This window comes from Pseudomonas sp. SMN11, assembly GCF_052041945.1.
Classification (GTDB): Bacteria; Pseudomonadota; Gammaproteobacteria; order Pseudomonadales; family Pseudomonadaceae; genus Aquipseudomonas.
In genome coordinates, this window is sequence record NZ_JBKGGW010000027.1 from 13,956 (window position 1) to 38,448 (window position 24,493).

Annotated in this window: 24 protein-coding genes and 2 pseudogenes; 14 read left to right on the plus strand and 12 right to left on the minus strand. The window is 63.0% G+C overall.

The features are described from left to right. Positions 1–7: 7 nt before the first annotated feature. Complete coding sequence (locus tag ACLEJU_RS20165; protein ID WP_435424615.1) at positions 8–1,204, minus strand: efflux RND transporter periplasmic adaptor subunit; 1,197 nt, start codon at positions 1,202–1,204, stop codon at positions 8–10. A gap of 151 nt (positions 1,205–1,355) precedes the next feature. Here ACLEJU_RS20165 and ACLEJU_RS20170 point away from each other — a divergent pair, with 151 nt between their 5' ends. Together ACLEJU_RS20170 and ACLEJU_RS20175 are read left to right on the plus strand one after the other, a co-directional pair. After that, positions 1,356–2,750: an ATP-binding protein gene (locus ACLEJU_RS20170; RefSeq protein ID WP_435424616.1), complete on the plus strand. Its 1,395-nt coding sequence runs from the start codon at positions 1,356–1,358 to the stop codon at positions 2,748–2,750. Then, positions 2,747–3,409: a response regulator gene (locus ACLEJU_RS20175; protein WP_435424617.1), complete on the plus strand. Its 663-nt coding sequence runs from the start codon at positions 2,747–2,749 to the stop codon at positions 3,407–3,409. Before ACLEJU_RS20170 ends, ACLEJU_RS20175 begins: the two co-directional genes overlap by 4 nt. A gap of 57 nt (positions 3,410–3,466) precedes the next feature. Here ACLEJU_RS20175 and ACLEJU_RS20180 read toward each other — a convergent pair whose 3' ends face one another. The 5 genes from ACLEJU_RS20180 to ACLEJU_RS20200 all read right to left on the minus strand — a co-directional run bounded on the left by ACLEJU_RS20180 (position 3,467) and on the right by ACLEJU_RS20200 (position 8,946). Then, a complete protein-coding gene (locus tag ACLEJU_RS20180; protein ID WP_435424618.1) occupies positions 3,467–4,672 on the minus strand; it encodes an MFS transporter in 1,206 nt (401 codons plus the stop codon). Between the two features lie 73 nt (positions 4,673–4,745). Beyond that, positions 4,746–5,792 (minus strand): heme-dependent oxidative N-demethylase family protein, encoded by a 1,047-nt coding sequence (locus ACLEJU_RS20185; RefSeq protein ID WP_435424619.1) that lies wholly within the window; start codon positions 5,790–5,792, stop codon positions 4,746–4,748. A 17-nt stretch (positions 5,793–5,809) separates the two neighbouring features. Further along, positions 5,810–6,778, minus strand: a complete 969-nt coding sequence (locus tag ACLEJU_RS20190) for a PDR/VanB family oxidoreductase (protein WP_435424620.1) — start codon at positions 6,776–6,778, stop codon at positions 5,810–5,812. Further along, a complete protein-coding gene (locus tag ACLEJU_RS20195; protein WP_435424621.1) occupies positions 6,775–7,380 on the minus strand; it encodes a dimethylamine monooxygenase subunit DmmA family protein in 606 nt (201 codons plus the stop codon). Before ACLEJU_RS20195 ends, ACLEJU_RS20190 begins: the two co-directional genes overlap by 4 nt. 141 nt (positions 7,381–7,521) lie before the next feature. After that, positions 7,522–8,946: a gamma-aminobutyraldehyde dehydrogenase gene (locus ACLEJU_RS20200; protein WP_435424622.1), complete on the minus strand. Its 1,425-nt coding sequence runs from the start codon at positions 8,944–8,946 to the stop codon at positions 7,522–7,524. Positions 8,947–9,162: 216 nt separating this feature from the next. Here ACLEJU_RS20200 and ACLEJU_RS20205 point away from each other — a divergent pair, with 216 nt between their 5' ends. Further along, a complete protein-coding gene (locus ACLEJU_RS20205; protein WP_103447590.1) occupies positions 9,163–9,912 on the plus strand; it encodes a FadR/GntR family transcriptional regulator in 750 nt (249 codons plus the stop codon). Positions 9,913–9,954: 42 nt separating this feature from the next. Continuing rightward, complete coding sequence (locus ACLEJU_RS20210; RefSeq protein WP_435424623.1) at positions 9,955–10,701, plus strand: PDC sensor domain-containing protein; 747 nt, start codon at positions 9,955–9,957, stop codon at positions 10,699–10,701. Between the two features lie 119 nt (positions 10,702–10,820). On the opposite strand, the gene ACLEJU_RS20215 is transcribed toward ACLEJU_RS20210, so the two are convergent. Then, a complete protein-coding gene (locus tag ACLEJU_RS20215; protein ID WP_435424624.1) occupies positions 10,821–11,276 on the minus strand; it encodes a GNAT family N-acetyltransferase in 456 nt (151 codons plus the stop codon). A gap of 134 nt (positions 11,277–11,410) precedes the next feature. Between ACLEJU_RS20215 and ACLEJU_RS20220 the strand changes: the two genes are divergently transcribed. From ACLEJU_RS20220 to ACLEJU_RS20240, 5 genes are all read left to right on the plus strand, one after another. Then, the gene (locus ACLEJU_RS20220) at positions 11,411–12,607 is read left to right on the plus strand and encodes an MFS transporter (RefSeq protein ID WP_435424625.1); all 1,197 of its coding nucleotides are present in this window, start codon (positions 11,411–11,413) and stop codon (positions 12,605–12,607) included. Between the two features lie 54 nt (positions 12,608–12,661). Next, positions 12,662–12,862: a DUF1289 domain-containing protein gene (locus ACLEJU_RS20225; RefSeq protein WP_435424626.1), complete on the plus strand. Its 201-nt coding sequence runs from the start codon at positions 12,662–12,664 to the stop codon at positions 12,860–12,862. 53 nt (positions 12,863–12,915) lie between these two features. Next, positions 12,916–13,551 (plus strand): LysE family translocator, encoded by a 636-nt coding sequence (locus ACLEJU_RS20230; RefSeq protein ID WP_435424627.1) that lies wholly within the window; start codon positions 12,916–12,918, stop codon positions 13,549–13,551. 126 nt (positions 13,552–13,677) lie between these two features. Beyond that, complete coding sequence (locus ACLEJU_RS20235; RefSeq protein ID WP_435424628.1) at positions 13,678–14,691, plus strand: GNAT family N-acetyltransferase; 1,014 nt, start codon at positions 13,678–13,680, stop codon at positions 14,689–14,691. Between the two features lie 258 nt (positions 14,692–14,949). Further along, positions 14,950–15,795 (plus strand): alpha/beta fold hydrolase, encoded by an 846-nt coding sequence (locus tag ACLEJU_RS20240; RefSeq protein WP_435424629.1) that lies wholly within the window; start codon positions 14,950–14,952, stop codon positions 15,793–15,795. 31 nt (positions 15,796–15,826) lie between these two features. Here the strand turns inward: ACLEJU_RS20240 and ACLEJU_RS20245 are convergent, their stop codons facing one another. Beyond that, on the minus strand, positions 15,827–16,777 hold the full coding sequence (locus ACLEJU_RS20245; protein WP_049276379.1) for a GlxA family transcriptional regulator: 951 nt from the start codon (positions 16,775–16,777) through the stop codon (positions 15,827–15,829). Between the two features lie 107 nt (positions 16,778–16,884). Here ACLEJU_RS20245 and ACLEJU_RS20250 point away from each other — a divergent pair, with 107 nt between their 5' ends. The 3 genes from ACLEJU_RS20250 to ACLEJU_RS20260 all read left to right on the plus strand — a co-directional run bounded on the left by ACLEJU_RS20250 (position 16,885) and on the right by ACLEJU_RS20260 (position 19,378). Further along, on the plus strand, positions 16,885–17,682 hold the full coding sequence (locus tag ACLEJU_RS20250) for an SDR family NAD(P)-dependent oxidoreductase (RefSeq protein WP_435424630.1): 798 nt from the start codon (positions 16,885–16,887) through the stop codon (positions 17,680–17,682). Positions 17,683–17,705: 23 nt separating this feature from the next. Further along, positions 17,706–18,221 (plus strand): carboxymuconolactone decarboxylase family protein, encoded by a 516-nt coding sequence (locus ACLEJU_RS20255; protein ID WP_435424631.1) that lies wholly within the window; start codon positions 17,706–17,708, stop codon positions 18,219–18,221. Positions 18,222–18,370: 149 nt separating this feature from the next. Next, positions 18,371–19,378 carry a zinc-binding alcohol dehydrogenase family protein gene (locus ACLEJU_RS20260; protein WP_435424632.1) on the plus strand — a complete coding sequence of 336 codons (1,008 nt, stop codon included), beginning with the start codon at positions 18,371–18,373 and terminating at the stop codon, positions 19,376–19,378. Between the two features lie 293 nt (positions 19,379–19,671). On the opposite strand, the pseudogene ACLEJU_RS20265 reads toward ACLEJU_RS20260, so the two are convergent. After that, positions 19,672–19,798 (minus strand): annotated as a pseudogene (locus ACLEJU_RS20265) (GNAT family N-acetyltransferase); the annotation flags it as partial. 177 nt (positions 19,799–19,975) lie between these two features. Between ACLEJU_RS20265 and ACLEJU_RS20270 the strand changes: the two are divergent. Continuing rightward, positions 19,976–20,290: a chorismate mutase gene (locus ACLEJU_RS20270; protein ID WP_435424633.1), complete on the plus strand. Its 315-nt coding sequence runs from the start codon at positions 19,976–19,978 to the stop codon at positions 20,288–20,290. A gap of 135 nt (positions 20,291–20,425) precedes the next feature. On the opposite strand, the gene ACLEJU_RS20275 is transcribed toward ACLEJU_RS20270, so the two are convergent. Continuing rightward, positions 20,426–20,755 (minus strand): hypothetical protein, encoded by a 330-nt coding sequence (locus tag ACLEJU_RS20275; RefSeq protein ID WP_435424634.1) that lies wholly within the window; start codon positions 20,753–20,755, stop codon positions 20,426–20,428. Positions 20,756–21,049: 294 nt separating this feature from the next. On the opposite strand from ACLEJU_RS20275, the pseudogene ACLEJU_RS20280 reads away from it, so the two are divergent. Continuing rightward, positions 21,050–21,145 (plus strand): annotated as a pseudogene (locus tag ACLEJU_RS20280) (DUF3077 domain-containing protein); the annotation flags it as partial. Between the two features lie 182 nt (positions 21,146–21,327). Here ACLEJU_RS20280 and ACLEJU_RS20285 read toward each other — a convergent pair. Together ACLEJU_RS20285 and ACLEJU_RS20290 are read right to left on the minus strand one after the other, a co-directional pair. Beyond that, the gene (locus tag ACLEJU_RS20285; protein WP_435423886.1) at positions 21,328–22,629 is read right to left on the minus strand and encodes an ABC transporter ATP-binding protein; all 1,302 of its coding nucleotides are present in this window, start codon (positions 22,627–22,629) and stop codon (positions 21,328–21,330) included. Positions 22,630–22,638: 9 nt separating this feature from the next. Continuing rightward, positions 22,639–24,360 (minus strand): ABC transporter permease, encoded by a 1,722-nt coding sequence (locus ACLEJU_RS20290; RefSeq protein WP_435423885.1) that lies wholly within the window; start codon positions 24,358–24,360, stop codon positions 22,639–22,641. Positions 24,361–24,493 lie beyond the last annotated feature (133 nt).

The window sequence follows — 24,493 nt, forward strand, 5'->3', positions numbered from 1 at the left end:
ATACGCCTCAGTGACTGTTGTTGATCGCGGTGAGGGCTTTGTCCTGGCCCTGGGCCTGGATCTGCACCTGCTGGCCGACGCTGACCTTCTGCAGGCCCTGGACGATCACCTGGTCACCAGCCGCCAGGCCCTGGCTGACCCACCAGCGGTTGTCCACCGCGCGGGCCAGGGTCAGCTCGCGCTGCTGCACCTTGCCATCAACCACCACCAGGGCAGTGGAGCCGCCGCGTTCATCGCGGCTGACGGCTTGCTGCGGCACCAGGATGGCGTCGCGCTGCACGCCTTCCTGGACGGTCGCCTTGAGGTACATGCCAGGCATCAGCAGGCCGTCGGGGTTCGGCACCACGGCGCGGAAGGTCACGCTGCCTGTGCTTTCATCCACGCTCACGCCATTGAAGGTGAGGGTGCCGGCATGGGCGTAGGTGCTGCCGTCTTCAAGCTCCAGGCTGATGCGCGTGGCATCTGCCTGCTCGCTGGCGGCCAGCTTGCCGGAGGCCAGCTCGCGCTTGAGGCGTAGCAGTGTGCTGCTGGGCTGGGTGAAGTCGACGTAGATCGGGTCCAGCTGCTGCACGGTGGTCAGGGCGGTAGTCTGCTCGGCGGTGACCAGCGCGCCTGGGGTGACTGACGAGGTGGCGGTGCGGCCATCAATTGGCGCATTGATGCGGGTGTAGTCGAGGTTGATCTGCGCCGTGCGCTGCGCGGCCTGGGCCGATTGCAGGCTGGCGCGGGCCTCTAGCAGGGCGGCCTGGGCGCTTTCGTTGTCCTCGGCGCTGATAGCGTCGATCTTCACCAGTTGCGCATCGCGTCTGGCCTTGAGCTCCGCTGCCTTGAGCGTTGCGTTGGCGGAACTGACGGTGGCCTTGGCCTGGGCCAGCGCTGCCTGGTAGTGCTGCGGGTCGATCTGGTACAGCGCCTGGCCAGCCTTGACCGTGTCGCCTTCGTTGAACAGGCGTTGCTGGATGATGCCGCCGACCTGCGGGCGGATCTCGGCAATCAGGTGAGCACTGGCACGGCCGGGCAGGGTGGTGGTCAGAGCTTGTGCGGCGGGGGTCACATCGTAGACGGCGACCGCTTGTAGCGGGGCTGCCGGGGTGGCGGTCTCGGCTTCACGGCAACCGCCAATGACCAGTAGCCCGGCACTGAGCAACCAGGCGCGGGCCAGGGGCGAACGGGCAAGCATCAGGGAATGGAATAACGTAGGCATCGCAGGCTCCGAGCCAGAAGATTTCGATGGCCCAAGCGTGCGCGGCAATTGTGCAGGCAATGTGCAGAAAGCGTGGAGATTGCCCTGCGCGCCTTGCGGCAGCAGGGCCTGCGCGCTTCAATAGCGGCAATTCCAAAGTGCCGGCGGTGCCATGAAACTCAGCCTTTCCCGCAAGTTCTTCATCGCCATGCTCGCGGTGTGCGCATTTGCCGTGCTGGGCATGGTGTTCGCCGCCTACCTGAGCCTGAAGTACGGTTTTCTCGGCTACCTCAACCAGCAGGCCGAAGAACGTATGGACCGCATCGTGCCGCGGGTCGAGCAGGCCTATGCGCGTAACGGCAGCTGGGACTTCATCCGCCGCGACAAGGACCAGTGGTTCGAGCTGCTGCGCCCGGACGATGCCCAACCGGACAAGACCTTCGACCCCAGCTTGCTGACTGTCTCCGACCTGACCGGCGCGTTCGTGCGCTTTGCCCTGCTCGATGCCCAGCACCAGCCGATCATCGGTTACCAGGCAGCCAGCAGCGACATGCTGCTGCGGCCGATCCATTACCAGGGCCAGGTGGTCGGCTGGATGGTCCTGGCGCCGCTGCAGTCGGTCACCAGCGTCGGTGACCGGCGCTTCCAGCTCAACCAGCTGCGCTCCAGCCTGTTGATCGGCCTGGCCTGCCTGCTGGCCACGGCAGTCATCGCCTGGTGGCTGAGCCGCGCCCTGCTGCGGCCGATCCGCGAAGTGGCCAGTGCTACCCATCGGCTGGCGGCAGGGGACTACGCGATCCAGCTGCCGGTACGCTCGGCCGACGAAGCCGGGCAACTGGCCGGTGACTTCAACCGCATGGCTGCCACCCTGGCCAGCAACGAGCGCCTGCGCCGCGATTTCATGGCGGACATTTCCCACGAGTTGCGCACCCCGCTGGCGGTAATGCGCGCCGAGCTGGAAGCCATGGAAGACGGCATTCGCCCGCTCGATGGCAACGCCCTGCGCTCGTTGCAAGGCGAGGTCGGGGCGCTGAGCAAACTGGTCGATGACCTGTTCGAGCTGTCCTTGGCCGAGGTCGGCGGTCCCACCTATCGCCGCGAACGCATCGACCTGTGCGTGTTGTTGCCGGTAGTGGCCGACGCGTTCCAGGCGAGTTTCGCCGAGCGCGGCCTGGCGCTGCGCCTGGAATTGCCCGACCAGCCGCTGTGGGTACTGGGGGATGAGTCGCGCCTGGGCCAGTTACTGCACAATCTGCTGGAAAACAGCCGCCGCTACACCGATCCAGGTGGCCATTCGGTACTGCGGGCATTCCAGGACGGCGACCAGGTGCTGGTGCAATGCGAAGACACCGCCCCCGGCGTGGACAACGCGTCACTGGCGCGCCTGTTCGAACGCTTCTACCGCGCCGAACGCTCGCGCAACCGTGCCAGTGGCGGCACCGGGCTGGGCCTGGCAATCTGCCGTGGCGTCGCTGAAGTGCACGGTGGCAAGCTGACCGCCAAGGCCTCGGCCCTGGGCGGCTTGCTGCTGTCCCTTACCCTCCCGGTTGCCGGAGTCCAGGCATGAGCCAGATCCTGCTGGTGGAAGATGAACCCAAGCTCGCTGCCCTGGTGGGGGATTACCTGCGTGCCGGTGGCTACAGCGTCGATCACCTGGCCGAAGGCTTGGCCGTCATTCCGGCGATCCGCCAGGGCCAGTACGACTTGGTCATGCTCGACCTGATGCTGCCCGGTCGCGATGGCCTGGACATCTGCCGTGAGCTGCGCGGCTTCAGCCAGATGCCGCTGATCATGATGACCGCCAGGGTCGATGAGATCGACCGCCTGCTGGGCCTGGAGTTGGGTGCCGACGATTACATCTGCAAGCCGTTCTCCCCGCGCGAGCTGGTCGCGCGGGTCAAGGCGGTGCTGCGCCGCAGCGGCCAGCAGGCGCCGAACCTGAGGCTGGAGCTCGACGCCCGTGCGTTCCAGGTGCGTTACCAGGGCGTGCCGCTGGACCTGACGCCTGTAGAGTTCCGCATGCTTGCCGCGTTGGCGGCGCGCCCCGGCCACGTACTGTCCCGCGACCAGCTGATGAACCACATTTATCAGGATCATCGGGTGGTGGCTGACCGCACCGTCGACAGCCATGTGAAGAACCTGCGGCGCAAGCTCACGGCAGTCACCCCGAAGCACGATCCGTTGCGGTCGGTCTACGGGGTGGGTTATAGCCTGGAGTTCGAGTGAGCCCATGGGTTCGCCACACCCCCAACGGCGAACACCTAAAGGCCAACACTCAAATCATCAAACCCCCACAGCAACGGCCCCAATGCCAGGCTCCCGCCGAATACTAGCCAACGGCACCGCCACCAGCAGCAAGGTCAGCACCACCGTCACGCCGATGCCCCAAGCCGCCAGGCTGAAGCCACCCAGCGAAATCAGCCCGCCGGAAATCGCCGGGCCCACTGCCAGTCCGAGGCTGAGGAAGCTACCGGCGGCAGCCACCACGCGGCCTTCGCGGTCCAGCGCTGCAGCCAGGCCAGTGAGGTAGCTGAGGGCGTAGAAATAGGTAATGCAGATGGTCATCACCCCGGCGGTGTACAGGGTCTTGGAGTGCTCGCCCAGTACATAGCTGAGGCTGGTTGCGCCCGTCAGCAGGATCGCGAGGATCACCGGCGTGCTCATGCCAAAGCGCTTGCCGACCACGGCTGCGATCAGAGGCCCGATCAGGCCAACAAACGACTGGAACGACAGCAGCACGCCCAGTTCATCGCCGCTGTAGCCGACCAGAGTGCCAATCCGCTCGACGAAGGCCCAGCCCATGGTGTCGCGGGCCTGGAACACGAACATTGCCAGCATCATGCAGATCGCCGGCAGGCTCAGCAGGATATTGCCTGCCCCTGGCTTGCCGGTTGGCACCTGAGGCGAAGGCTCGGCAACCGGTGCGCGCTGCACCATCGCCGGAATGGCCAGCAGCATCACTGCCATGGTCGCCGCCATCGCGTAGTAAAGACCGTGCAGGCCATGGGCGGCCATGACCTTGGCATAGCCCAGCATCACCACGATCATCAGCGCCACCGACAGCACGTTCATGTGCCCGGCGACCCGGTCCGGGTGCTTGGCGCTGGACACGGCAGCGTTGCCGCAGGCCAGCGCCAGGCCGGCGCCAATACCCGCCACGCAGCGTACTGCCGCGAGTGCGTAGAGGCTGTCGACATTGGCGCTGAGCAGGTTGGCGGCAATCGCCAGCACGGTACCGGCCAACGCCAGGGTGCGCCGCGGTGCGCGGCCCATGAACGGGGCGACCAGCAGCGAGGCGAGCATGGTGAAGCCGAACTCGGCCGACATCAGCAGCCCGGCCTGGGCCTCGTTGAGTTGCAAGTCGTGAATGATGGCGCTGATCAGGAACGGCAAGGCCCACAGCCCGAGCAGGCCGACGCCGTAGGCAGACGCGGCGGCGGAGAACACCAGGCTCCAGCTCTCGGGCAAGCAGTGTTTTATTGTTTTCATTGGGGTAACCCCTGAATGGCAGGCACGGCATTGGGTAGACGCGCGCCGGGTATCGACGCGCGCAGGGTACGGGTTACTGCTGGCTTTCGTCGACCGGGGTGCCGTCGTCGTACTGCGACAGCCAGCTGACCATCGCATCGCGGTAGCGGGTGAAGCCCTTGTAGTCGACCAGTTCCTGGTCCAGGTCGCGGATCACCCGGTGCATGCGCTTGGCCCACTGCGGCGCGAATTCGGCCAGTTCCTGCAGGCTGACCAGGTAGGTCCGCACCGGGAACAGCACGGCGTTGCTGCGTGGTAGGCGGTGCAGGGGCTGCAGCTCGATGCGCAGGTTGACCCGTTCACCGGCGTTTTCGGCGGTCACGGTGGTGCGTTCCGGGGCCCAGTCGGGCAGGGTTTCGGCGGAAGTTTCCAGGCGCGGGTCGACGGTGATCGACCAGTTGGTGCGGCGTACCGGGTGGCCAGGGCGCAGGCGCAGGAGGAACTTCAGCGCCCGCTGCAGGATACCCATTTCATGCAGCTTGGGCACTGGGCCGTGGAACTCCATGAAGCTCATGCCGAGGTTGAAGCGCAGCGAGTAGTCGGCGCGCTGGGTCGCCATCCCGGCGCCCATCACCAGAGTGTCGTCACGCTCTTCGAGGAGAATGAACTCGCCCTGGGCCTGGCGGGTGATGTATTCCATCGGCTCCAATGGCAAGGTGCTGGCATCGCCGAAGGTGAAGGTCTGGTCGATTTGCAGCGGGCGGTTGATCCAGTGCCACTGGCTGCCTTTCTTCTCTAGGGTGAAGTGCTCGGGGTAGTCGCGCGAATACGACTCCATCAGCAGCTCGAGCAGGTCCCACTGGGCTTCCATCATGTGCGGCAGGGCGGCGTAGTGCACGCCCGGCTGGCTGTCGAGGGTGTGCGCACGGTGGTGACATTCGGAGATGTAGTGCTCGTCGATGTCGAACTGCCCGCGCAGCGCGCCGGTGCCGAACGGCACGTGCGGCTCGACGTTCATCGAGTACATGTACTGGTCTTCCGGGTACGGGAAGGGCAGGCGCAGCACGGCTTCGCGGCTGTTCTTGTAGGTGTGGCCGTGGCCTGCGTCGGCGTAGGATTCGATCGGCTTGAATACGGTCATGTTGTTGTTTTCCTGTCTCAGAGGTCTACGACCAGGCGGCTGCAGTTGGCGCGGGATACGCAGGGCATGAATTTGCGCTTGCTCAGCTTGTCTTCCTCGCTGAGCCAGTCATCGCGATGGTCGAGTTCGCCATCGAGGTCCAGTACTTCGGTCTCGCAGTAGCCACAGGCACCGCCGCGGCACAGGTAGGGCACCTTGTAGCCTGCCTGTTCGGCGGCTTCGAGCAGCGACTGTTCGGCTGGCACTTCGAGGGTCACGCCCTGGCGTGCCAGGGTGACGCTGAACGGCTGGCCGCTGGAGCCTTGTTCGACGAAACGCTCGTAGTGAATGTGGCTGTCGGTCCACCCCAGGGCGCGGGCGCTGTCGAGGGTGTCGTCGATCATGCTGTCCGGGCCGCAGACATACACGTGGCTGCCCAAGGGGCGGTCGGCAAGGATGTGACGGATGTCCATGCGCGCATCGACGCCTTGCACGTACAGCTTCACGCGCGAACCAAAGCGTGCCTGCAGCTCCAGGCCCAGGGCGGTGTGCTCGGGGCCGCGCACGGCCAGGTGCAGCTCGAAGGTGGCCTGCTTGAGCTGCAGTTCTTCCAGTTGCGAGTAGACCGGGGTGATGCCCACGCCGCCGGCAATGAACACGTGCTGGCGGGCGTGCTTGGCCAGCGGGAACAGGTTGGCGGGCTGCAGGATCTGCAGCAGGTCACCTTCAGCGACCCGGTCATGCAAGAAGCGCGAGCCGCCCCGGCCATCACTGACCCGGCGCACGGCAATCTGGTAGGCGCTGGAGTCGTAGGGCGAGCTCATCAGCGAGTAGGCGTTGCGGTGGGTCTTGTCGCCGTCTTCGAGCACCACCACCACGTGGCTGCCGCCGGAAAACGCCGGCAAGTGCTTGCCGGCCGGGTCGACCAAGGTGAAGCGGGTGATTTCCGGGGTGAGCGCTTCGATGCGGGCGACGCGCACGCTGAGGGTGCCGTTATGGGTATTCATGTGTCGAGCTCCTCGGCTGTTGGTAGTTCGCCCGGGACTTCGCCATCGGCCTTGATGCCCTGGAAGGCGGCCAGGCGGCGGGAATAGTGGTCGCGTACCACCAGGTCGAGCTGGCAACCGGGGCAGCTGAACACCCGTTGGGTGACATTCTCGGTATAGGTGTCGCAATGCGCGCACCACACGCGACGAACCAAGGTGCCGCTGTGCTCACGCAGCACTTCGTCACGGTTCAGGTCGACCGCGTTGGCGGCCTGCATGGCGGTGCCGATGAAGCTTTCCGAACCGCTGAGGTACAGGCGCGTGCCCATGTGGGCCTGGCCCAGACGTTCGCGCAGGGCGGCGATCAGCGCCTGGTTGCTGGGGAACACGTCCAGCCCGGCCGCCTCTGCAGCTCGCAATGCCTGCAGGTGGTCGTGCCCGGAGAACGACTCGGTAGAGTAGAGCAGGGTGCTGTGCACGCGCTGCGCAGGGGACATGTCCGCGATCAGGCGCAGCATGGCCGCGCCGCCGCTGCCCTGGCCCGCGATCAGGTGGCGCAGGCCGCCTGCCATGGGCCGCAGCTGGTCGTAGACCGGGCGGCTTTTGATGCCGGTGATAAGCATGGTGACACACCTCGTAAGCCCGAACCCCCGACCTGTGCCGGAAGGTAACGTTAAGGCTGTTTTCAGGCTCGGGCACGGGCGGAAGCAGAACCCATGCCATATTGCCTATGGTTTTATATGTTTTATGACCAAAGTCGACAATCAGTGCTTGAACATCACGTGGCGCACGCAGGTGTAGTCCTCCAGGCCGTACATCGACATGTCCTTGCCGTAGCCCGACTGCTTCATGCCGCCGTGGGGCATCTCGCTGACCAGCATGAAGTGCGTGTTGACCCAAGTGCAGCCGTATTGCAGGCGTGCGGCCAGGCGGTTGGCGCGGCCGACATCGCGGGTCCATACCGAAGAGGCGAGGCCGTAGTCGGAATCGTTGGCGTAGGCCAGGGCCTGGGCTTCGTCGGTAAACGGGGTGATGCTGACCACCGGGCCGAACACTTCGCGCTGGACGATCTCGTCATCCTGGCGGGCATCGGCGAGTACGGTCGGCGCGAAGAAGAAGCCGTCGCCTGCACCCCGGTGGCCGCCAGTGATCAGACGTATGTGCGGCTGGGCCTTGGCGCGCTCGACTAAACCTTCAACGCGCTCCAGGTGCTCACGGGTAATCAGCGGACCGAGCTCGGTTTCAGGGTCGTCCTGCAGGCCCATGCGCAGGCTGGCCACGGCTTCGCCCAGCTTGCTGATGAACTGCTCGTAGACGCCTTGCTGCACATACAGGCGGCAGGCCGCAGTGCAGTCCTGGCCGGCATTGTAGAAGCCGAACGCACGGATGCCTTCGACGGCGGCATCAATGTCGGCGTCGTCGAAGATCAGTACCGGCGCCTTGCCGCCCAGCTCCATGTGGGTGCGTTTCACGCTGCTGGCGGTGCTGGCGATGATCCGTGCGCCGGTGGCCACGGAGCCGGTCAGCGACACCAGGCGCACCTTGGGGTGGTTGACCAGCGGTTCGCCGACGCTCGGGCCACGGCCGAACAGGATGTTGACCACTCCGGCAGGGAACAGCTCGGCCATGATCTCGCCCAGTGCCAAGGCGGTCAGCGGGGTTTGCTCGGAGGGCTTGAGCACCACGCAGTTGCCGGCGGCCAGCGCGGGGGCGAGCTTCCAGGCGACCATCATCAGCGGATAGTTCCATGGCGCGATGGAGGCGATTACGCCGAGCGGGTCACGGCGGATCATCGAGGTGTGGCCCGGCAGGTATTCGCCGCCGGCCGAGCCCGACAGGCATCGGCTGGCGCCGGCAAAGAAGCGGAACACGTCGGCGATGGCAGGGATTTCGTCGTTCAGCGCCGCCTGGTACGGCTTGCCGCAGTTCTGCGACTCCAGGCGGGCGAGGCGGGCGGCGTCGGCTTCGATGCGATCAGCCAGTTTGAGCAACAACTGGGCGCGGTCCTTGGGTGCGGTCTGCGACCAGCCGATGAAGGCCTGGTCGGCGGCTTGCACCGCAGCATCCACCTGGGCAGCGCTGGCTTCGGCGATAGTCACCAGCACCGTACCTTCGGACGGGTTGTACACGGCGTACGGGCTGCCTTGCCCGTCGACCAACTGGCCGTTGATCAGGTGTTTGGTTTGCATGGCGGATTCCTTGGTCGGTCTTATTGGTAGAAATCTAAACCTCTGAAACCATATCTTAATATTTCTAGTTTGCCAACCACTGCGAAAATCCACTTTCAGGCGGTAGAATGGCCGGCAAATCGGTATCGGGCGCTGGCCCGTTCGCTATAAGATGCGAAACTGAACCTTTTAGCCGGGGCCCGCGCCAAGCCTGGCAATGCTCGATAGGGAGAGGCAATGACTGCCCTGAATAGTGCTCGTAACACCGCCTTCATCCGGTTGCGCCAGGAAGGGCGAACCGATGAAGTGGCGCGCCGCCTGGTGGAGGCGATCGAGCTGGGGATGTTCGCTGAGGGGCAGCAACTGCCCAGTGAATCGGAACTGGCCCTGCAATTGGGCGTCGCCACGGTGACCTTGCGTGAAGCACTGGTGGTGCTGCGCCAGCGTGGTTTGATCGAGACTCGCCGAGGGCGCAATGGCGGCAGCTTTGTCTGTGCCCCGGTGGAGTTGCCCGAAGCGCTGCTGCTGCAACGCCTGCGCGACATGAGCGGCCCGGACCTGCGCGACCTGGGCGATGAACAGACGGCCATCTCTGGCACCGCGGCGCGCCTGGCCGCCAAACGCAGCTCGCCGGAGCAGCAGGCACGTATCGCCCAGCATATCGAAACCCTCAGCCAGGCCGGTTCGCGCCTGGCCCGGCACCGCGCCGATGCACGTTTTCATATCGAAGTGGCCGCCGCTGCCCAGTCGCTGCGCCTGACCAGCGCGGAAATGCGCCTGCAGTCGGAGGTCGGTGAACTGCTGTGGATGGAGGCCGCTGGCGGTGGTGACGTGACGGTGGTCGAGCACGAACACCGGGCGATCCTGGAGGCGCTGGTTGCCGGCGATGCGGTGCTGGCTGGCGCCTTGGCCGAAGCCCATGTCAGCCGTGGCATCAAGCGCCTGATCAGCCTGCGTCTGGAGCTGCTGGCCGACGGGCAGGACTGAGCCGTCCATAACAACAAAGCTGTACCTGCGTGAGGTAATGCCATGTTTGCCCTGAGCGACAACGACCCGCTGTCAGCCTGTGCCCAGCAGCTGGACCACACCCTGGGGACCATCTTCGGCCAGGTTCGCCAGCTGGTGGAGGAAACCCGAGCGCTATGGGAGCGGGTGCTGGCCGAGGGCCGCCAGCCGTGTGCCAAGGACCTTGCGACCCTGCGCCCGGCCATCGACCAGCAATTGCTCACCACCGGTGCCTTTGGCTGTGGCGGCGGCATCATCGTCGAGCCCAACGGCCTGGCCGACCGCGAGATGTACCTGGAATGGTGGTACCTGGCCGACGGCGGCAAGACCCTGCCGCTGCGGCCGAACTTCGATCGGCGCCGCGAAAACTACTACGACTACACCGAAATGCCTTGGTACAGCCGGCCGATGAAAACCGGCAAGAGTGTGGTCGAAGGGCCGTACGTGGACCTGTACGGCACCAACATGTACGTGCTGACCTTCACCATGCCGATCGAGGTGCAGGGCCGGTTCATCGGCGTCGCCGGGTTGGACCTGTCGTTGCACAATGTCGAGCGCCTGCTGGTGCGCAGCCTGATGCGCCTGGAGCATGAGGCGGTGTTGATTTCGGCGGACGGGCGGGTGATTGCCTCGAACACGGCGAACTGGATGGTCGGTGACCTGGCCCAGGCCTTGTTGAACACCTTGCCGCGCGATGGCATTCGCCTGGCGCTGGCCGAGTCCGAAGCGGGGTGGTCATTGGTGCGCTTGCCGGTGCTCAGGCGCAAGTGAATGGTTGACTGCTCGGGCCTCTTCGCGGGTAGACCCGCTCCCACAGGTACTGCACAGGTCCCGACGACAGTGCTATCCCTGTGGGAGCAGGTTTACCCGCGAAGGGGCTGGCCCAGGTTTTACAAGGCCTTGCGCATGAACACTCGGGCAAAGCCTTGTTCTTCAGCCCGGTGTGTCTCCGCATAGCCCAGCCTTCGATAAATCTCGATGTTCTCGGTCATCCGCTCATGGGTATACAGCCGCACGGCATTGCACCCTGCTTGCCGTGACCGGGTTTCACAGAGCTGCATCAGCACCTTGCCAATCCCCCGGCCCTTGTACGCGGGCGAAACCGCAACATTGGCCAGCAGCATCTCATCGCCTTCGCACTCCAGCACCAGCACGCCCACCACCTGCATGCCATGCAGCGCCACATGCACCTCTACATCCGCCACCACCTGGCGATAGTCATCCAGCATCGGCGCCGGCGGCTTGCCAATGCGGGCGATGTAGGGCGAGTAGGCCGCCTGGACCAACTCCGTGATCGCCTCGATGTCAGCAGGTTCAGCCCTGCGCAGCGTAAGGTCCGTGTTCAAGGTGAGGCCTCCTGAAGTTCGCCTGAGCCAGATAGGTATGAGTCTGCCACGCTTCACTCCGCTGCTTTCGTATCCAAACGCCGGTCACCCTGTGATAAAAACCGGGCACTCGACAAAAACAACCGGAATGTCTGATGTCTGCCAGTCAACCACCTGCCAATGGCCTGTTCGCCACCTTTTGCCTGAGCAGCTACCTGCTTTCGCTGTCCTACGGCACCACCTTCCTGCTGGCAATGACCCTGCGCGCACACGGTGCCAGCGAAGCCGATGCCGGCACGGTGATCTCCGTCGCCATGCTCAGCACCTTCCTGGCCGTGATCTTCTCCGGCCACCTGACCGACCTGATTGGCGCACCCAAGGCCGTGGCCGGTGGCGCAGTGTTCCTTGCTTCGGCCTGCCTGGGCTTTGCTGCCGCTCCCGGGTTCGGCACGGCCATCCTTTTGTGTGGCCTGCTGCTGGGTTTCGGCTGGGGCCTGTTCTACACGTTGGGGCCGATCATCGTGGCGATGCTCATCGAGCCGGCACGGCGGGTCAAATACTTTGCCTTGCTCTCGGGCAGCATGATGACCGGCATCGGCACCGGGCCGTTGCTAGGGCGCGCTGCGCAGGCGTTGAGTTACCCGGTGGAGGCGGCCTTCGTCGCTGCAGCCGCGGCGAGCGTGCTGGGTGGCGTGATGTTCCTGCTGATGGGGCCGCGCATGCAACAGCTGAAGACCGGCGCCGTGGTGGTGTGCAAGATCACCCCGGCAGCCACGTGTGCGGTGCTGTCTTCCAAGGCGGCCTTCGCCATCCTGATGGTTGGCCTGGGCGGCGCGATCTTCGGTGGCTTGTCGAGCTTCCAGACCTCGTATGCCAGCGCCAGGCAGCTGGACTACTCACTGTTCTTCCTCGGTTTCATGTCGGCTGCGATCTCTTGCCGGCTGCTGATTGCCGGTTTCATCGTCAAGCGTGACCCGTACCGCATGGCCTGCCTGTTCACGGCGTTGATGGTGCTCTCGGTGCTGATGTTCATGTACGGCGTCGACGGCACGGCGACCTATGTGCTGGCGGCAGTGGTACTGGGTGTCGGCTATGGCCTGACCTATTCGGTGATCAACGGCCTGGCAGCCAACGAAGCGCCCGCCGGGCAGACAGCCCAATCGCTGGTGCTGTTCAGCCTGGCCTATTTTGTTGGCGTGTTCGGTTTTCCGCTGTTGGCCGGCAAGGTCATCGTCCAGGCAGGCATGCCGGCGCTGCTGCAATTGCTGCTGGTGATCGCCCTGGCCAACTGGTCGATCACTTGCGGCCGCCTGGTCTGGCGGCGCCTGGGCGGGCGTGCCGTGGCAGTTTGAGTATGCCCGGCTGCTGCCACAGGGTATGATCCGCGGCCGTGATTGGAGCCCGCCATGGCCAAAGACATCGAAAACCCCTGCGTCTCGCTCTGCCAGCTCAACAGCGAGCTGTGCGTGAGCTGCGGTCGCACCCGTGAGGAAATCCGCAAGTGGCGCGGCATGAAACGCCCTGAGAAGATGGCCACCGTGCAACGCGCGGCCACGCGGATGAAGGCCATCACCAAGAAGAACGCCAAGCGCCAGGGTGACAACTGAAGCCGCTGCGCTTGTGTAAGATGCATGCTTCGTAACGTTCCCGAGCCTGCCGCATGGATACCCACTCGCTTCTTGCCTTCACCCTGGTCGCGGCAATCGCCATTGCCAGCCCGGGGCCCGCCACCCTGATGGCCATCAACAACAGCCTCGCCCACGGCCAGCGCAGTGCCGTGTGGTCGTCACTGGGCAATGGCTCGGGCCTGTTCTGCCTGTCGGCGGCAGCCATGCTTGGCCTGGGGGCGTTGCTGGCCAGCTCCGAGATGCTGTTCAACGCGGTCAAGCTGATCGGTGCCGGCTACCTGTTCTACCTCGGTGCCCGGCAGTTGCTCAAGAAAAGCCCGATGCTGGTGGATCAGGCGGCGGAGAACGTCAGCAAGCCGACCCCCTTGAAGCTGTACAAGTCAGCATTCCTGACCGCCGTCACCAACCCCAAGGCGACCATGTTCTTCACCGCGTTGTTCCCGCAGTTCATCGACCAGGGCGCGGCGCTGCTGCCGCAGTTCCTGACCCTGACCGGGATCTTCGTGGCCTTGTCGCTGACCTCGTTGAGCCTGTATGCCGCGCTGGCGTCGCGGGCCAAGTGTGTGCTGACCCGGCCGGCGCTGTCGCGTTGGGTGAGCCGGGTCGTCGGTACAACGTTCATCGGTTTTGGTGCGGCGATTCTGACCATGCGCCGGCAGGCCGGTTAAGAGCGTTCTCTGCGTAATCAGCCAGGCAGTGGGGGCTATGTACTGGGTACCGGTGTTGCAACTAGCGGCGTCATGGCTTTTGGCTGACGCCTGAAGTTCACCCTAGCGAGACCTAGGAGAACGAACATGGACCTGCTCATTGCCCCGGCAGCCCCGGAAGATCTGGCCGGTATTGCGGCGGTGACGGTGAAGGCCTGGCAGGCAACGTTCCAGGGCATCCTGCCGGATGCCTATCTCGCCGGATTGACCATCGAGGCTCAGCAACAACGGCACCAGAGCCTGTTCGGCGGCTGTGGCGTGGTGTACCACGTGGCCAAGGTAGCGGGAGAGATCGTCGGCTTTTCGTCGGGGGGGCCGAATCGAGCCCCGGCGTCTGATGAGGCCAACGAACTCTATGGCTTGTATCTGCTGCCGAGTTGGCAAGGGCAGGGCATCGGGCGGCAACTGCTGCTGGCCGTGGCGATGCAGCTGCAGGCGCCGGGCCGGCAAGGATTGTTCGCCTGGGTGCTGGCGGATAACCCGCACCGGCATTTCTATCAGCGCTGCGGTGGCGGGGAGGTATCCACACAGACCATCGAGCTGGCCGGGCAATCATGGCCGATCACGGGTTATCGCTGGTCTTCAGCTGCTGCAGCTGATACGTGCGTGTTCAATCCCGATGACTATCTTGAAACGCTTGGCGGGCGCGTGTTCAGCCAGTCGCGCAACCCCGAGGCTTGGCGGCTCGCGCTGCTGGCGCTGGAGCGAGCCCTGTCGCGCGCGAGGCCGAACGCGCGGTTGCAGTTGGTGGTGGGTGTGCAGGCGTCGGGGAAAAGCTATTGGATCGAGCAAAATCGTGCCGCCACCAACGACACCAGTTGCCTGTATTTCGATGCAGCACTGCCGCGGCGCGTGCACCGTGCGCCAATCCTAGCGTTGGCTGCGCGCCATGGTGTGCCGGTCACGGCAGTTTGGGTGCAGGCTCCGGTCGAGCAGGCATTGGCGCGCAATGCCTTGCGCCGGGTCGATCATCAAGTGCCGAGGGCGAGTATCGAGGCGGTGGCGGCTGCGTTCGAGCCACCTTGCAGGTCCGAGGGGTTTGTCGAGGTTATCGAAGTGAACGCCAGCCAAAGTGGGCACGAGAAGGCTGCAAGGCTTTGAGTGTCGGCAATCGGTCGGAAGCTGCCGGTCGCGAATGGCTGCTTACGACCCATTGCGGCCCTTCATGAAAGACAGCAATCGGCCAAAAGCAGTCGCTCATGTCGTCATCTTCTTCTGTCCCGCAGCCGTAACGCCCGCGATTACGATGGGCTGCAGACCGCGAAGCATATGTCTCGAATCACGCCTCTAAACGACGTTTAAGGCCATCAGGTGGTAGGTCAGGATTGCTCAAACCCCACCATCACGGATGTGCCCACCATGACTGCTACATCGCTCAGCGTTAATGCCCCGACTAAATTCATCGACTTGAATGACCGTCGATTGGCATATCGAACCATCGGCAGCGGCCAGCCCCTCGTACTGCTCGTTCGCTATCGCGGCACCATGGACGACTGGGATCCGCTGTTTCTGGATAACCTTGCCGAACTCGGTTTTGAAGTAACCATTTTTGACTACAGCGGACTGGGCCAATCAGGCGGCTCTCCCAGCTACAACCCTGGAGCACTGGCGAAGGACGCTATCGAACTCATTCAAGCGCTGCAGCTCGGTAAGGTCGTCATCGGTGGCTGGTCACTTGGAGGCATTGCAGCTCAGGTTGTACTGGCCCAAGTGCCACAGTTGATAAGCCATGCCGTGCTGATTGGCACCACTCCTCCTGGGCTCCTGGCAAAACCCGGTGAAGCGCTGTTCTACGAAATGGCTCGTCGAGAAAATGACTTCGAGGATTTCGTAAATCTGTTCTTCGAACCAGCCTCTGGTGTCAGCCGAGCAGCAGCTGAAAGGGCTTGGGAGCGTCTCTCTGCAAGGACGCAGGAGCGTAGCCCTCAAGTCCCGGTCGATTGGGCCGCCCAGCAACTTGGAGAGGGCCCCAAAAACCCGGTCTTCCCGGCTGAGGCGGTGTTGAATGCGCTGAAAGGCACCACTGTCCCCGTGCTTCATTTGGGCGCTGATCACGACATCGTCTTCCCGGTTGAAAACTGGTATGCCCTGAGCCGCCAGCTTCCGACATTGACGCTTGTGAGCTTTGCCAGTGCAGGCCACGGGCCGCACATGCAGTATCCGGTGGCTGCGGCTCACCATCTCGCTGCCTTCACATCCGCTTAAGGGAAAGGGGCCACCCAGGTGGCCCTTGCCGTCAAGCCGATACCAGACGCCTGGCGTCCCTTCGCACAGCTTGGGGAGGTACGCCATAGCCACGAATGAAAACCTCACGCATATGCCGGCGATCCCTGAAGCCAGTTTCTTTCGCTACGACATCCAAACTGTGTCGGCTCTGCTCGATCATCAAGCGGGCAGCCTCAAGGCGCAGACTTTCCACGGCCTTGGCGGGTGATTGTCCAGTCTCGGCGGTGAACACACGAGTAAACTGGCGGGGGCTTAGATGCACAGCATCTGCAAGCTCCTCGACACTCAGCGGACGGGCCAGATTCTTACGTGCGTAATCCAACGCGCTCTGAATGCGATCTGATTTAGGCGAAAGTGCCAGCAACTCAGAGTGCTGGGATTGTCCGCCGGAACGGCGCTGATGCATTACGAGTTTTCTAGCCACCGACTTGGCCATCTCGATTCCCAGATCCTTTTCCACCATGCCAAGCGCCATATCCAGGGCGGCAGTCATGCCAGCGGACGTCCAGATCTGCCCATCCACAATGAAGATCCGATCCTCTTCGACTTGGATGTTCGGGTGCAGCTCACGCAGTTTTTTTGCGTAGGCCCAGTGCGTAGTGGCTCGACGATTTTCCAGTACACCTGCCTGAGCCAAGACGAAGCAGCCGGTGCATAGACCCGCAGTGCGTCGAGCGCCGTCGGCAAATCCTCGTACGCTGGCCAGCACCTCCTCACTCGGCGGCGTCAGCGGGGTCAGTGTCCCCGTGATCATCCAGGTGTCGGCCAAACTAGGAGCTCCCAGCGGTAGCGTGTCCATATACATCCCGAGCGACGAGCGCACTGTGCCGCCCTCGATGGAAAAATTCTGAATCCTATAAACCGTTTCGCCCGCTACGATGTTCGCGAATTCAAATACGGCCTGGGTTGCCAGCGACATGACCTGGAAACCTTCAGTGATGAGATAGCCGACCCGGTGCATGGTTGGAGCTCCATTGCTCGATGTCCTAAAAGCGCATCATATGTGTCGTTTAAGACGAAAGCGACCTTCTGCATCATGGCTCCACATCCAAACAATGGAGCATGACCATGACACAGCAATCCAAAGGCACCGCCCTCATCACCGGTGCCTCAACCGGCATCGGCTCAATCTACGCGGAACGTTTGGCACGTCGGGGTTATGACTTGGTGCTGGTCGCTCGTAATCGGGAGCGCCTCAACACGCTTGCCAGCCGGCTCACCATGGAAACCAACCAGAACGTAGAGGTGTTTCCGGCAGATCTGGCAAACGCAGGGGACTTGGCAAAGGTTGAACGCAAACTGCGTGAAGACGCCACGATTACCCTGCTGGTAAATAATGCCGGCATTGGCACCCACACCAGCCTGCTGGAAAGTGACGTGGAGCGTATGGCCGAAATGATTACCCTCAACGTCACCGCTCTAACCCGGCTTACCTACGCAGCCATCCCAGGGTTTGTGACACGCAAGCAAGGTGCCGTTATCAACATCTCGTCCATCGTCAGCCTGGCACCGGAGCTTTTGAACGGCGTGTACGGCGGTAGCAAGGCCTATGTGACCGCATTTACCCAGTCTCTGAACAAAGAACTTGCGGACAAAGGCATCAAGACCCAGGCGGTACTGCCAGGGGCCACCGCGACTGACTTCTGGCAGATCGGCGGCTTGCCTATCGAGAATCTGGATCCGGGCATCGTGATGTCTGCCCATGATCTGGTGGACGGCGCCCTGCAGGACTTTGACGACGGTGTGCTGATCTCCATCCCCTCGATGCACGACCTGCAATCGTTCGAACGCTATGAAGCCAGCCGGCAAGCCATGTTCAGCGAGCTCTCCAGCAACCAGCTTGCTCCACGCTACAACGCCAAGTGATAACCCGCGAAGGAAACAGCATCATGACTCGCATCCATGCACTGACGCTCGACCAAGCTCCTACGGCTGCCCAAGCCGCCCTACAAGGTGTGGAAAAGGGCCTGGGTTTCATTCCAAATGCTTTCGCGACCCTCGCCCACTCACCTGCTGCTCTCGCCGGCTATCTCGCGCTTTCGCAGGCGCTGAACAAGAACAGTTTGAGTCCCAGCGAACGTGAGGTAGTGGCGCTGGCGGCATCGGAAGTCAATGGGTGTGACTACTGCATTGCCGCTCACAGCTTCTTTGGCGGCAAAGCAGGCTTGGATGCGAATGCCTTGTTGGCTGCACGTGCCGGAACGCTCGACGGTGTTGCGGCCTTGGCCAGGGTGGTGACGTTGAGCCGAGGCCAGCTAAGCGATGCTCAATTGGCGGCGGCCCGAGAGGCTGGACTAGATGACACCAGGATCGTCGATGTGATCGCCCAGGTTTCTCTGCTCACACTGACCAACTACCTGAACAACGTGGCCGTGACAGAGATTGATTTCCCTCCTGGCAAATGATGGTTGAGTGGAGCGAGCCCACCTGGTCACGGACGCTCCACAACGTTTTCATTCCGAGTGAGAAGGTCTGGTTCCCCTCAGGTTGTTTGTTGTGTGAGTCGAAGCGAACAGCCTGCACCCACTTTTTGAATTCGAAAGAGGTAGAGCCAATGAAGGCTGTCGTTTACACCCAATCCGGTTTGCCTGTCCAAGATCCGCAATCACTTTATGACGCGGAACTACCCACGCCCAAACCCGGTGCTCGGGATCTTCTGGTGGAGGTCAGAGCTATTGCTGTGAACCCGGTTGATACAAAAGTCCGGGCAAGCCGTGGCGGAGAGCATCCACAGGTGCTCGGCTGGGATGCTGTCGGCGTTGTCCGTGAGATAGGTGCTGAGGTTAAGTTGTTCCGACCCGGTGATGAAGTGTTCTATGCCGGTGCCATTGACCGGCCCGGCACCTACAGCGAGCTTCACGTGGTGGATGAGCGCATCGTGGGGCACAAACCTCGCAGCTTGGGCAACGCCAGTGCCGCCGCCTTGCCGCTTACCTCCATCACCGCCTGGGAATTGCTGTTCGACCGCCTAGGTATTGAAGAGAATGGTGGCAAGGATCAACGCCTGCTGGTTATCGGAGCTGCTGGTGGCGTTGGTTCAATCCTGATTCAGCTTGCCAGCAAGCTTACACAACTGACTGTCATCGGCACTGCCTCAAGGCCTGAAACCCAAGGCTGGGTCAAGGAGCTGGGGGCCCATCATGTCATTGATCACTCTCAGTCGATTCCCCTTCAGCTGGAGGAGCTCAAGCTCAATCCAGTCGACTATGTGATCAGCCTGACGCATACCGACACCTACCTTCCTCAGCTAGTGGAAGTGCTTCGGCCACAAGGCAAGCTCGCACTGATCGATGACCCCGCCCAGCTGGATGTCATGCCGCTCAAGCGCAAGTCTCTTTCGCTGCACTGGGAGCTCATGTTTACGCGTTCGCTGTACAAGACGGAGGACATGCTCAAGCAGCATCAGCTACTCGAACGTGTTTCGCAGCTGATCGATGATGGTGTTCTCAAAACCACCCTCGGCGAACACTTCGGTGCGATCAACGCCGAGAACCTCAAGCGCGCCCATTCGGTCATTGAAAGCGGTAAGGCTAGGGGCAAGATCGTTCTGGAAAATTTCTGATCGTTTCAAGCGCCCGCACAGCAGTGCGGGCTTACCCTCAGTGGATACGCGCCGGCGGATCTCGCCAAGGCAATGCAGCTGTTGTGGGCTTCAATGCCTGAGCTCAATTTCTTTCAGCCGTTTGATCAGAAAACCATGATTCAACAATGTCCGCTATGGGTCGGAAGCAGCCATCTACGACCGGCCGCTTTCGATCCAGTCGGCCGTCAAAAGCGTCCGCAAAAACTCGATAATGATCACTACAAAGCAATGGATTTGGCCATTTCTGCCGTTCCAGCCCAACCGCTTTGCTCCTAGACCGGCTTGCCCGTCTCGGTCGCGTGCAAGACCGCGAAGGTGATGCCTCGACGCGCGAACTCGGCGTCAGCAGCATTGCATCAATGCCGAGCCCAGACCTCCGCCACGGTAGGCGGGCTGGACGTTTTCTCCAGCGTCTTTGGCATCAATTAATGAGAAGGCAGCCTATGGCAGCTTCGGGCGTATTTGCAATGGCACCGAGATCCAAAGCGAACATTCGTCCATGGCTACAATGAGTGCCTGCAAACCCAGCCATTGCGGTTACGATCAATCTCGGCCCATGAAAAGGAATTCAAGAAAATGGAAGTAACGTGCACCTCTCTGGATGAAGTCCGGCAGCGCATCGATGTCATCGATCGAAGCCTCGTTTCACTGCTCGCTCAACGCGGCAAGCTCGTGACGCAGGCCGCGCGCTTCAAGAAAACCACCGATGACGTACGCGCGCCGGCGCGGGTCGAGCAAGTCATCGAGAAGGTGCGGGTAATGGCAGGCGAGGCGGGTGCTTCGCCTGCGGTGGTGGAACAGGTCTACCGGGCCATGATATCGGCGTTCATCGCCGAAGAGCTGAACGTTCACGCCACGCTGACTGCCACTGATCCTGCGGGCGATGCGTGAGCATTCATCGGAGCAGCGTGCATCAGGCGGGCAGGGCGCCTCAACCTTTCACAAGGGATCGAGGCGCCTCTGGGTAATGACTACAGCGACAGCGCGGTCACCCGCGAAGACTTGGCGTTGGGTGACCGCGGTCGGTCAGTCCACCCGCACGAACACGTTCTTGGCCATGTTGCTGCCGCCAATGGCTTCCAGACGCTTGCCGCCGTCCAGTACGCGCACATTGATCAGTGCCTGGCCATCCTTGTCGCGCGCGACGACCTCATCATCCTTGCGCTCCCACTCCTCGACCTTGAACTTGTTGCCGTTGGCAATGATGTAGTCCTTGGCGAACTCGACTTTCTGTTTTGGGCCCTGGATGCCCATCACCGTGGTGGTCTGTTCATAAGTGCCTTCCAGGGCATCGTTGCCGCAGCCGGCCAGTAAACAGAAGGGCAATGCTGCGAGCACGAGTTTGAATTGACGCATGGGATTTCCTTATCGATTGGCTTTGATCGAACGACCGGCGCGAGTCATGGCGCCGGTCCTTCGGCTACCGCACGGGGTGCGGTTAACGCCGCGGGATTATACAGATCGTTTAAAAAAAATCAGATTTTGGCCCTTTCTTGTAGTCCATTTCACTGAGGCTCAGGTGATGTGCTGACTGGTCTTGCCCTTTCGCGGGATAAGCCCGCTCCTACAAGGGTGCGTGATTCTCTGTAGGAGCGGGCTTATCCCGCGAAAGGGCAAGACCAGGCAATAGTAATTTCAGGGAGATGAACAATGCCTACAGACAACACCCAATGCACCGTCAGCAAGACCACCTTCTTCCAAGGTGAAAACCAGAGCCACCCATTGTTCCGCACCGAACTAGGCATGACCCAATAAGCCAAAATCGCGTCAGCAGGGAAGTCTGGATGCCGCAGGTCAGCCTTGAACGGCAGAGGCATCAGTGTCAGCAGCCGAAGCAATCGCCTGGGCAAGGCTGACCCGGAGCGGTTCGATGCGCTGCTGCTTAGCAAGGGCTCGCCGGTCTGAGCGCACACGCCTGAACGCCGCAATCAGTGTTCGCCGGTGATTTCCCGTGCAAGCGTCAGGCGGCGGGTGTGGAAGTCGTACTCATAGAGTTCGGCATAGCGCCCCCACTCGATGGCCACCTTGAGCACGCGCTCGGCTTCCTCGGCGTCCATGTACTCCGTCAGGCGGTCGAGCACGGTCTTTTCCAGCAGGCCGGCGGGCTCCAGGTGGAGGCTGTCGAGGATGTAGCTGATCAGCGACACGCGCCCCTTGCACTGGCGCGCGAACAAGTCCTGGCGCCGCGCCTGGCGGGCCGTCACGTAGTTGCGGCCCTGGCGTGTAAGGCGGATGTCGGCCTCGATCACCTGGGCGAAGCCAAGCAGGCCAAGGGCCTCGTAGATCGGGAACAGCACCTCGTCGGGCAGCGCGGTTTCTTCGGCCAGGTGCGGCAGGTCGGCCTCGCCGTTGAAGGGCTCGCCGGCGATGAGCTCAAGCACGCTCTCCATCCGCGCGATGTCGGCGTCGGGCAGCCGGTAGCCCAGCTCCACGGCCGGCGGCGCGCCCGCCGCAGCGATGGCTTCGGGACGCTGGGTCATCAGTCCGTAGACCTCATCGATCAGTGTGCGGACTTCCGCTGAGTCGGCATTGCGCGGGCGGGGCAGGTCGATGTGCAGTTCCGAGCGCACCCGGCCCGGGTCGCTGGAGAGGATGAGGATGCGGTCGGCCATCATCACCGTCTCCTCGATGTTGTGCGACACCACCAGGATGCTGCGGGTGGTGATGCGGCGTTCTTCCCAGAGTTCGAGCATGTCGTCGCGCAGGGTTTCGCCGGTGAGCACGTCGAGCGCCGAGAAGGCCTCGTCCATCAGCAGTACTTCGGGATTCATCACCAGGGCGCGGGCAATGCCCACGCGCTGGCGCATGCCGCCGGAAAGTTCGCGCGGCAGGGCGCCACCGAAACCGGACAGGCCGATCAGCTCCAGCGCCGTGTCGGCCAGGCGCTGGCGCTCGGCCGGGTTCATGCCCTGGGCCTCCAGGCCTAGCTCGACGTTCTGCTGCACGGTCAGCCAGGGGAACAGCGCGAACGACTGGAAGACCATGGCCACCCCGCCCACCGGGCCGTGGATCGGCTGGCCGCGGTAGGTGACGGTGCCGCGGTCGGCGCCGACCAGGCCGGCGATGATCCGCAACAGGGTCGACTTGCCCGAGCCGGAGCGCCCGAGCAGCGCGACGATCTCACGCTCGCGCAGGTTCAGGTCGACGCCTTCGAGGACGGTGCGCGGGGTGCCGTCGGAAGCCTGGAAGGCCTTGCTCACGCTCTTGAGCTCGATCAGCGATGGTTTCATGGCAAGTCCTCAGCGAAGGTTTTCGGCAAGCAGGTACAGGCGGCGCCAGAACACGCGGTTTACCAGCATCACGTAGATGCACATCACGCCGATGCCTAATGCGATGCGGTGGAAATCACCGGCGTCGGTCATCTGCTTGATGTAGCTGCCCAGGCCGTTGGCCACCAGCGAGGTATCGCCCCAACTGACGTATTCGGCGACGATGCTGGCGTTCCACGAGCCGCCGCTGGCGGTAATGGCGCCGGTGATGAAGCTGGGGAACACCGCCGGCAGGTACACGCGTTTCCATTTCAGCCAGCCGCGCAGGCCGAGGTTGTCGGCGGCCAGGCGCAGTTCGTAGGGAATGGTCGCGGCGCCTGCAACCACGTTGAACAGGATGTACCACTGGGTGCCGAAGACCATCAGCGGGCTGAGCCAGATGTTCGGGCTAAGCTGGAAGTGCACCAGCACCAGGACCACCAGCGGGAACAACAGGTTGACCGGGAAGGCGGCGAGGAACTGCGCCAGCGCCTGGACTTTCTGCGAATAGCGGGGCCGCAGGCCGATCCAGATCGACAGCGGCACCCACACCAGCGAGGCGAGGGCGATCAGCAGCATCACCCGGCACAGGGTGATCAGGCCCAGGCCGAGCACGTGCAGGGCCTCGCCCCAGCCGACGTCCTGGTGCACGAACAGTCCCAGGCGGATGAAGGCGAAAGCGCAGACCAGCACCAGGGCCGCGTCCCAGGCGCGCGACCACCAGGCGGGCAGGCGCAGCCACTGGCGCCGTGCCATGGTGCCGTCATGGCGTTGAGCGAACCAGCCCATGGCGCTCTGGAACCCCTTCGCCAACAGCGCGCCGAAGCCGCTCAGCCAACGGCTGCGGCGGCCCCAGTCGAGCAGCCAGGAGCGCTGTGCGGTGTCGCCCTGGGTGTCTTCGAAGCGGAAGCGGTCGGCCCAGGCCAGCAGCGGACGGAAGAACAGTTGGTCGTAGAGCACGATGCCGGTGAGCATCGCGGCGATGGCCCAGCCGATGGCGCCGAGGTTGCGTTGGTCGATGGCCACGGCGATGTAGGAGCCGATGCCGGGCAGCTTGATGTCCTGCCCGGCCACAGAGATCGCCTCGGCGGCAACCAGGAAGAACCAGCCGCCAGACATCGACATCATCATGTTCCACAGCAGGCCGGGCATGGCGAACGGCAGTTCCAGGCGCCAGAAACGCTGCCAGGCCGAGAGGCGGAAGATCCGCGCGGCCTCGTTCAGCTCCGGCGGCACGGTGCGGAACGACTGGTACAGGCTCAGCGCCATGTTCCACGCCTGGGAAGTGAAGATGGCGAATATCGCCGCGCACTCCACACCCAGCAGGTTGCCTGGGAACAGTGCGATGAAGGGCGCGATGGCAATGGCCTGGAAGCCCAGGATGGGCACCGACTGCAGCACATCCAGCAGCGGGATCATGGCCTTCTCGGCGGCGCGGTACTTGGCCGCCAGCGCGGCGAAGAGGAAGGCGAACAGCAGCGAGAAGCCCAGCGCGGTGAACATCCGCAGCATGGTGCGCAGCAGGTAATAGGGCAGGTTGGCCGGGTCGAGAGAGATCGACAATGCCTCGCCGACCACGAACGGCCGGCTCATCTGCATGGCGCCATAGGCGGCGAGCATCAGCAATACCAGCACCAGCGGCAGGAGGATCCAGTCCCACCGATTGGGCACGGCGTTACGCAGGCCTGGCGACGGGATGAACAGGCGGGCCATGATCAGGTCTCTATCGTCAGGGGCTGGGAAGGGCAGATATCGCCACGTGAGCCAGTATGGTTCAGTTGGCTTACAGGTCAATGGCAGTGCCCTTCGCAAGCAACAGGCCAAAGGGCGGCAAATGCCTGAGAGA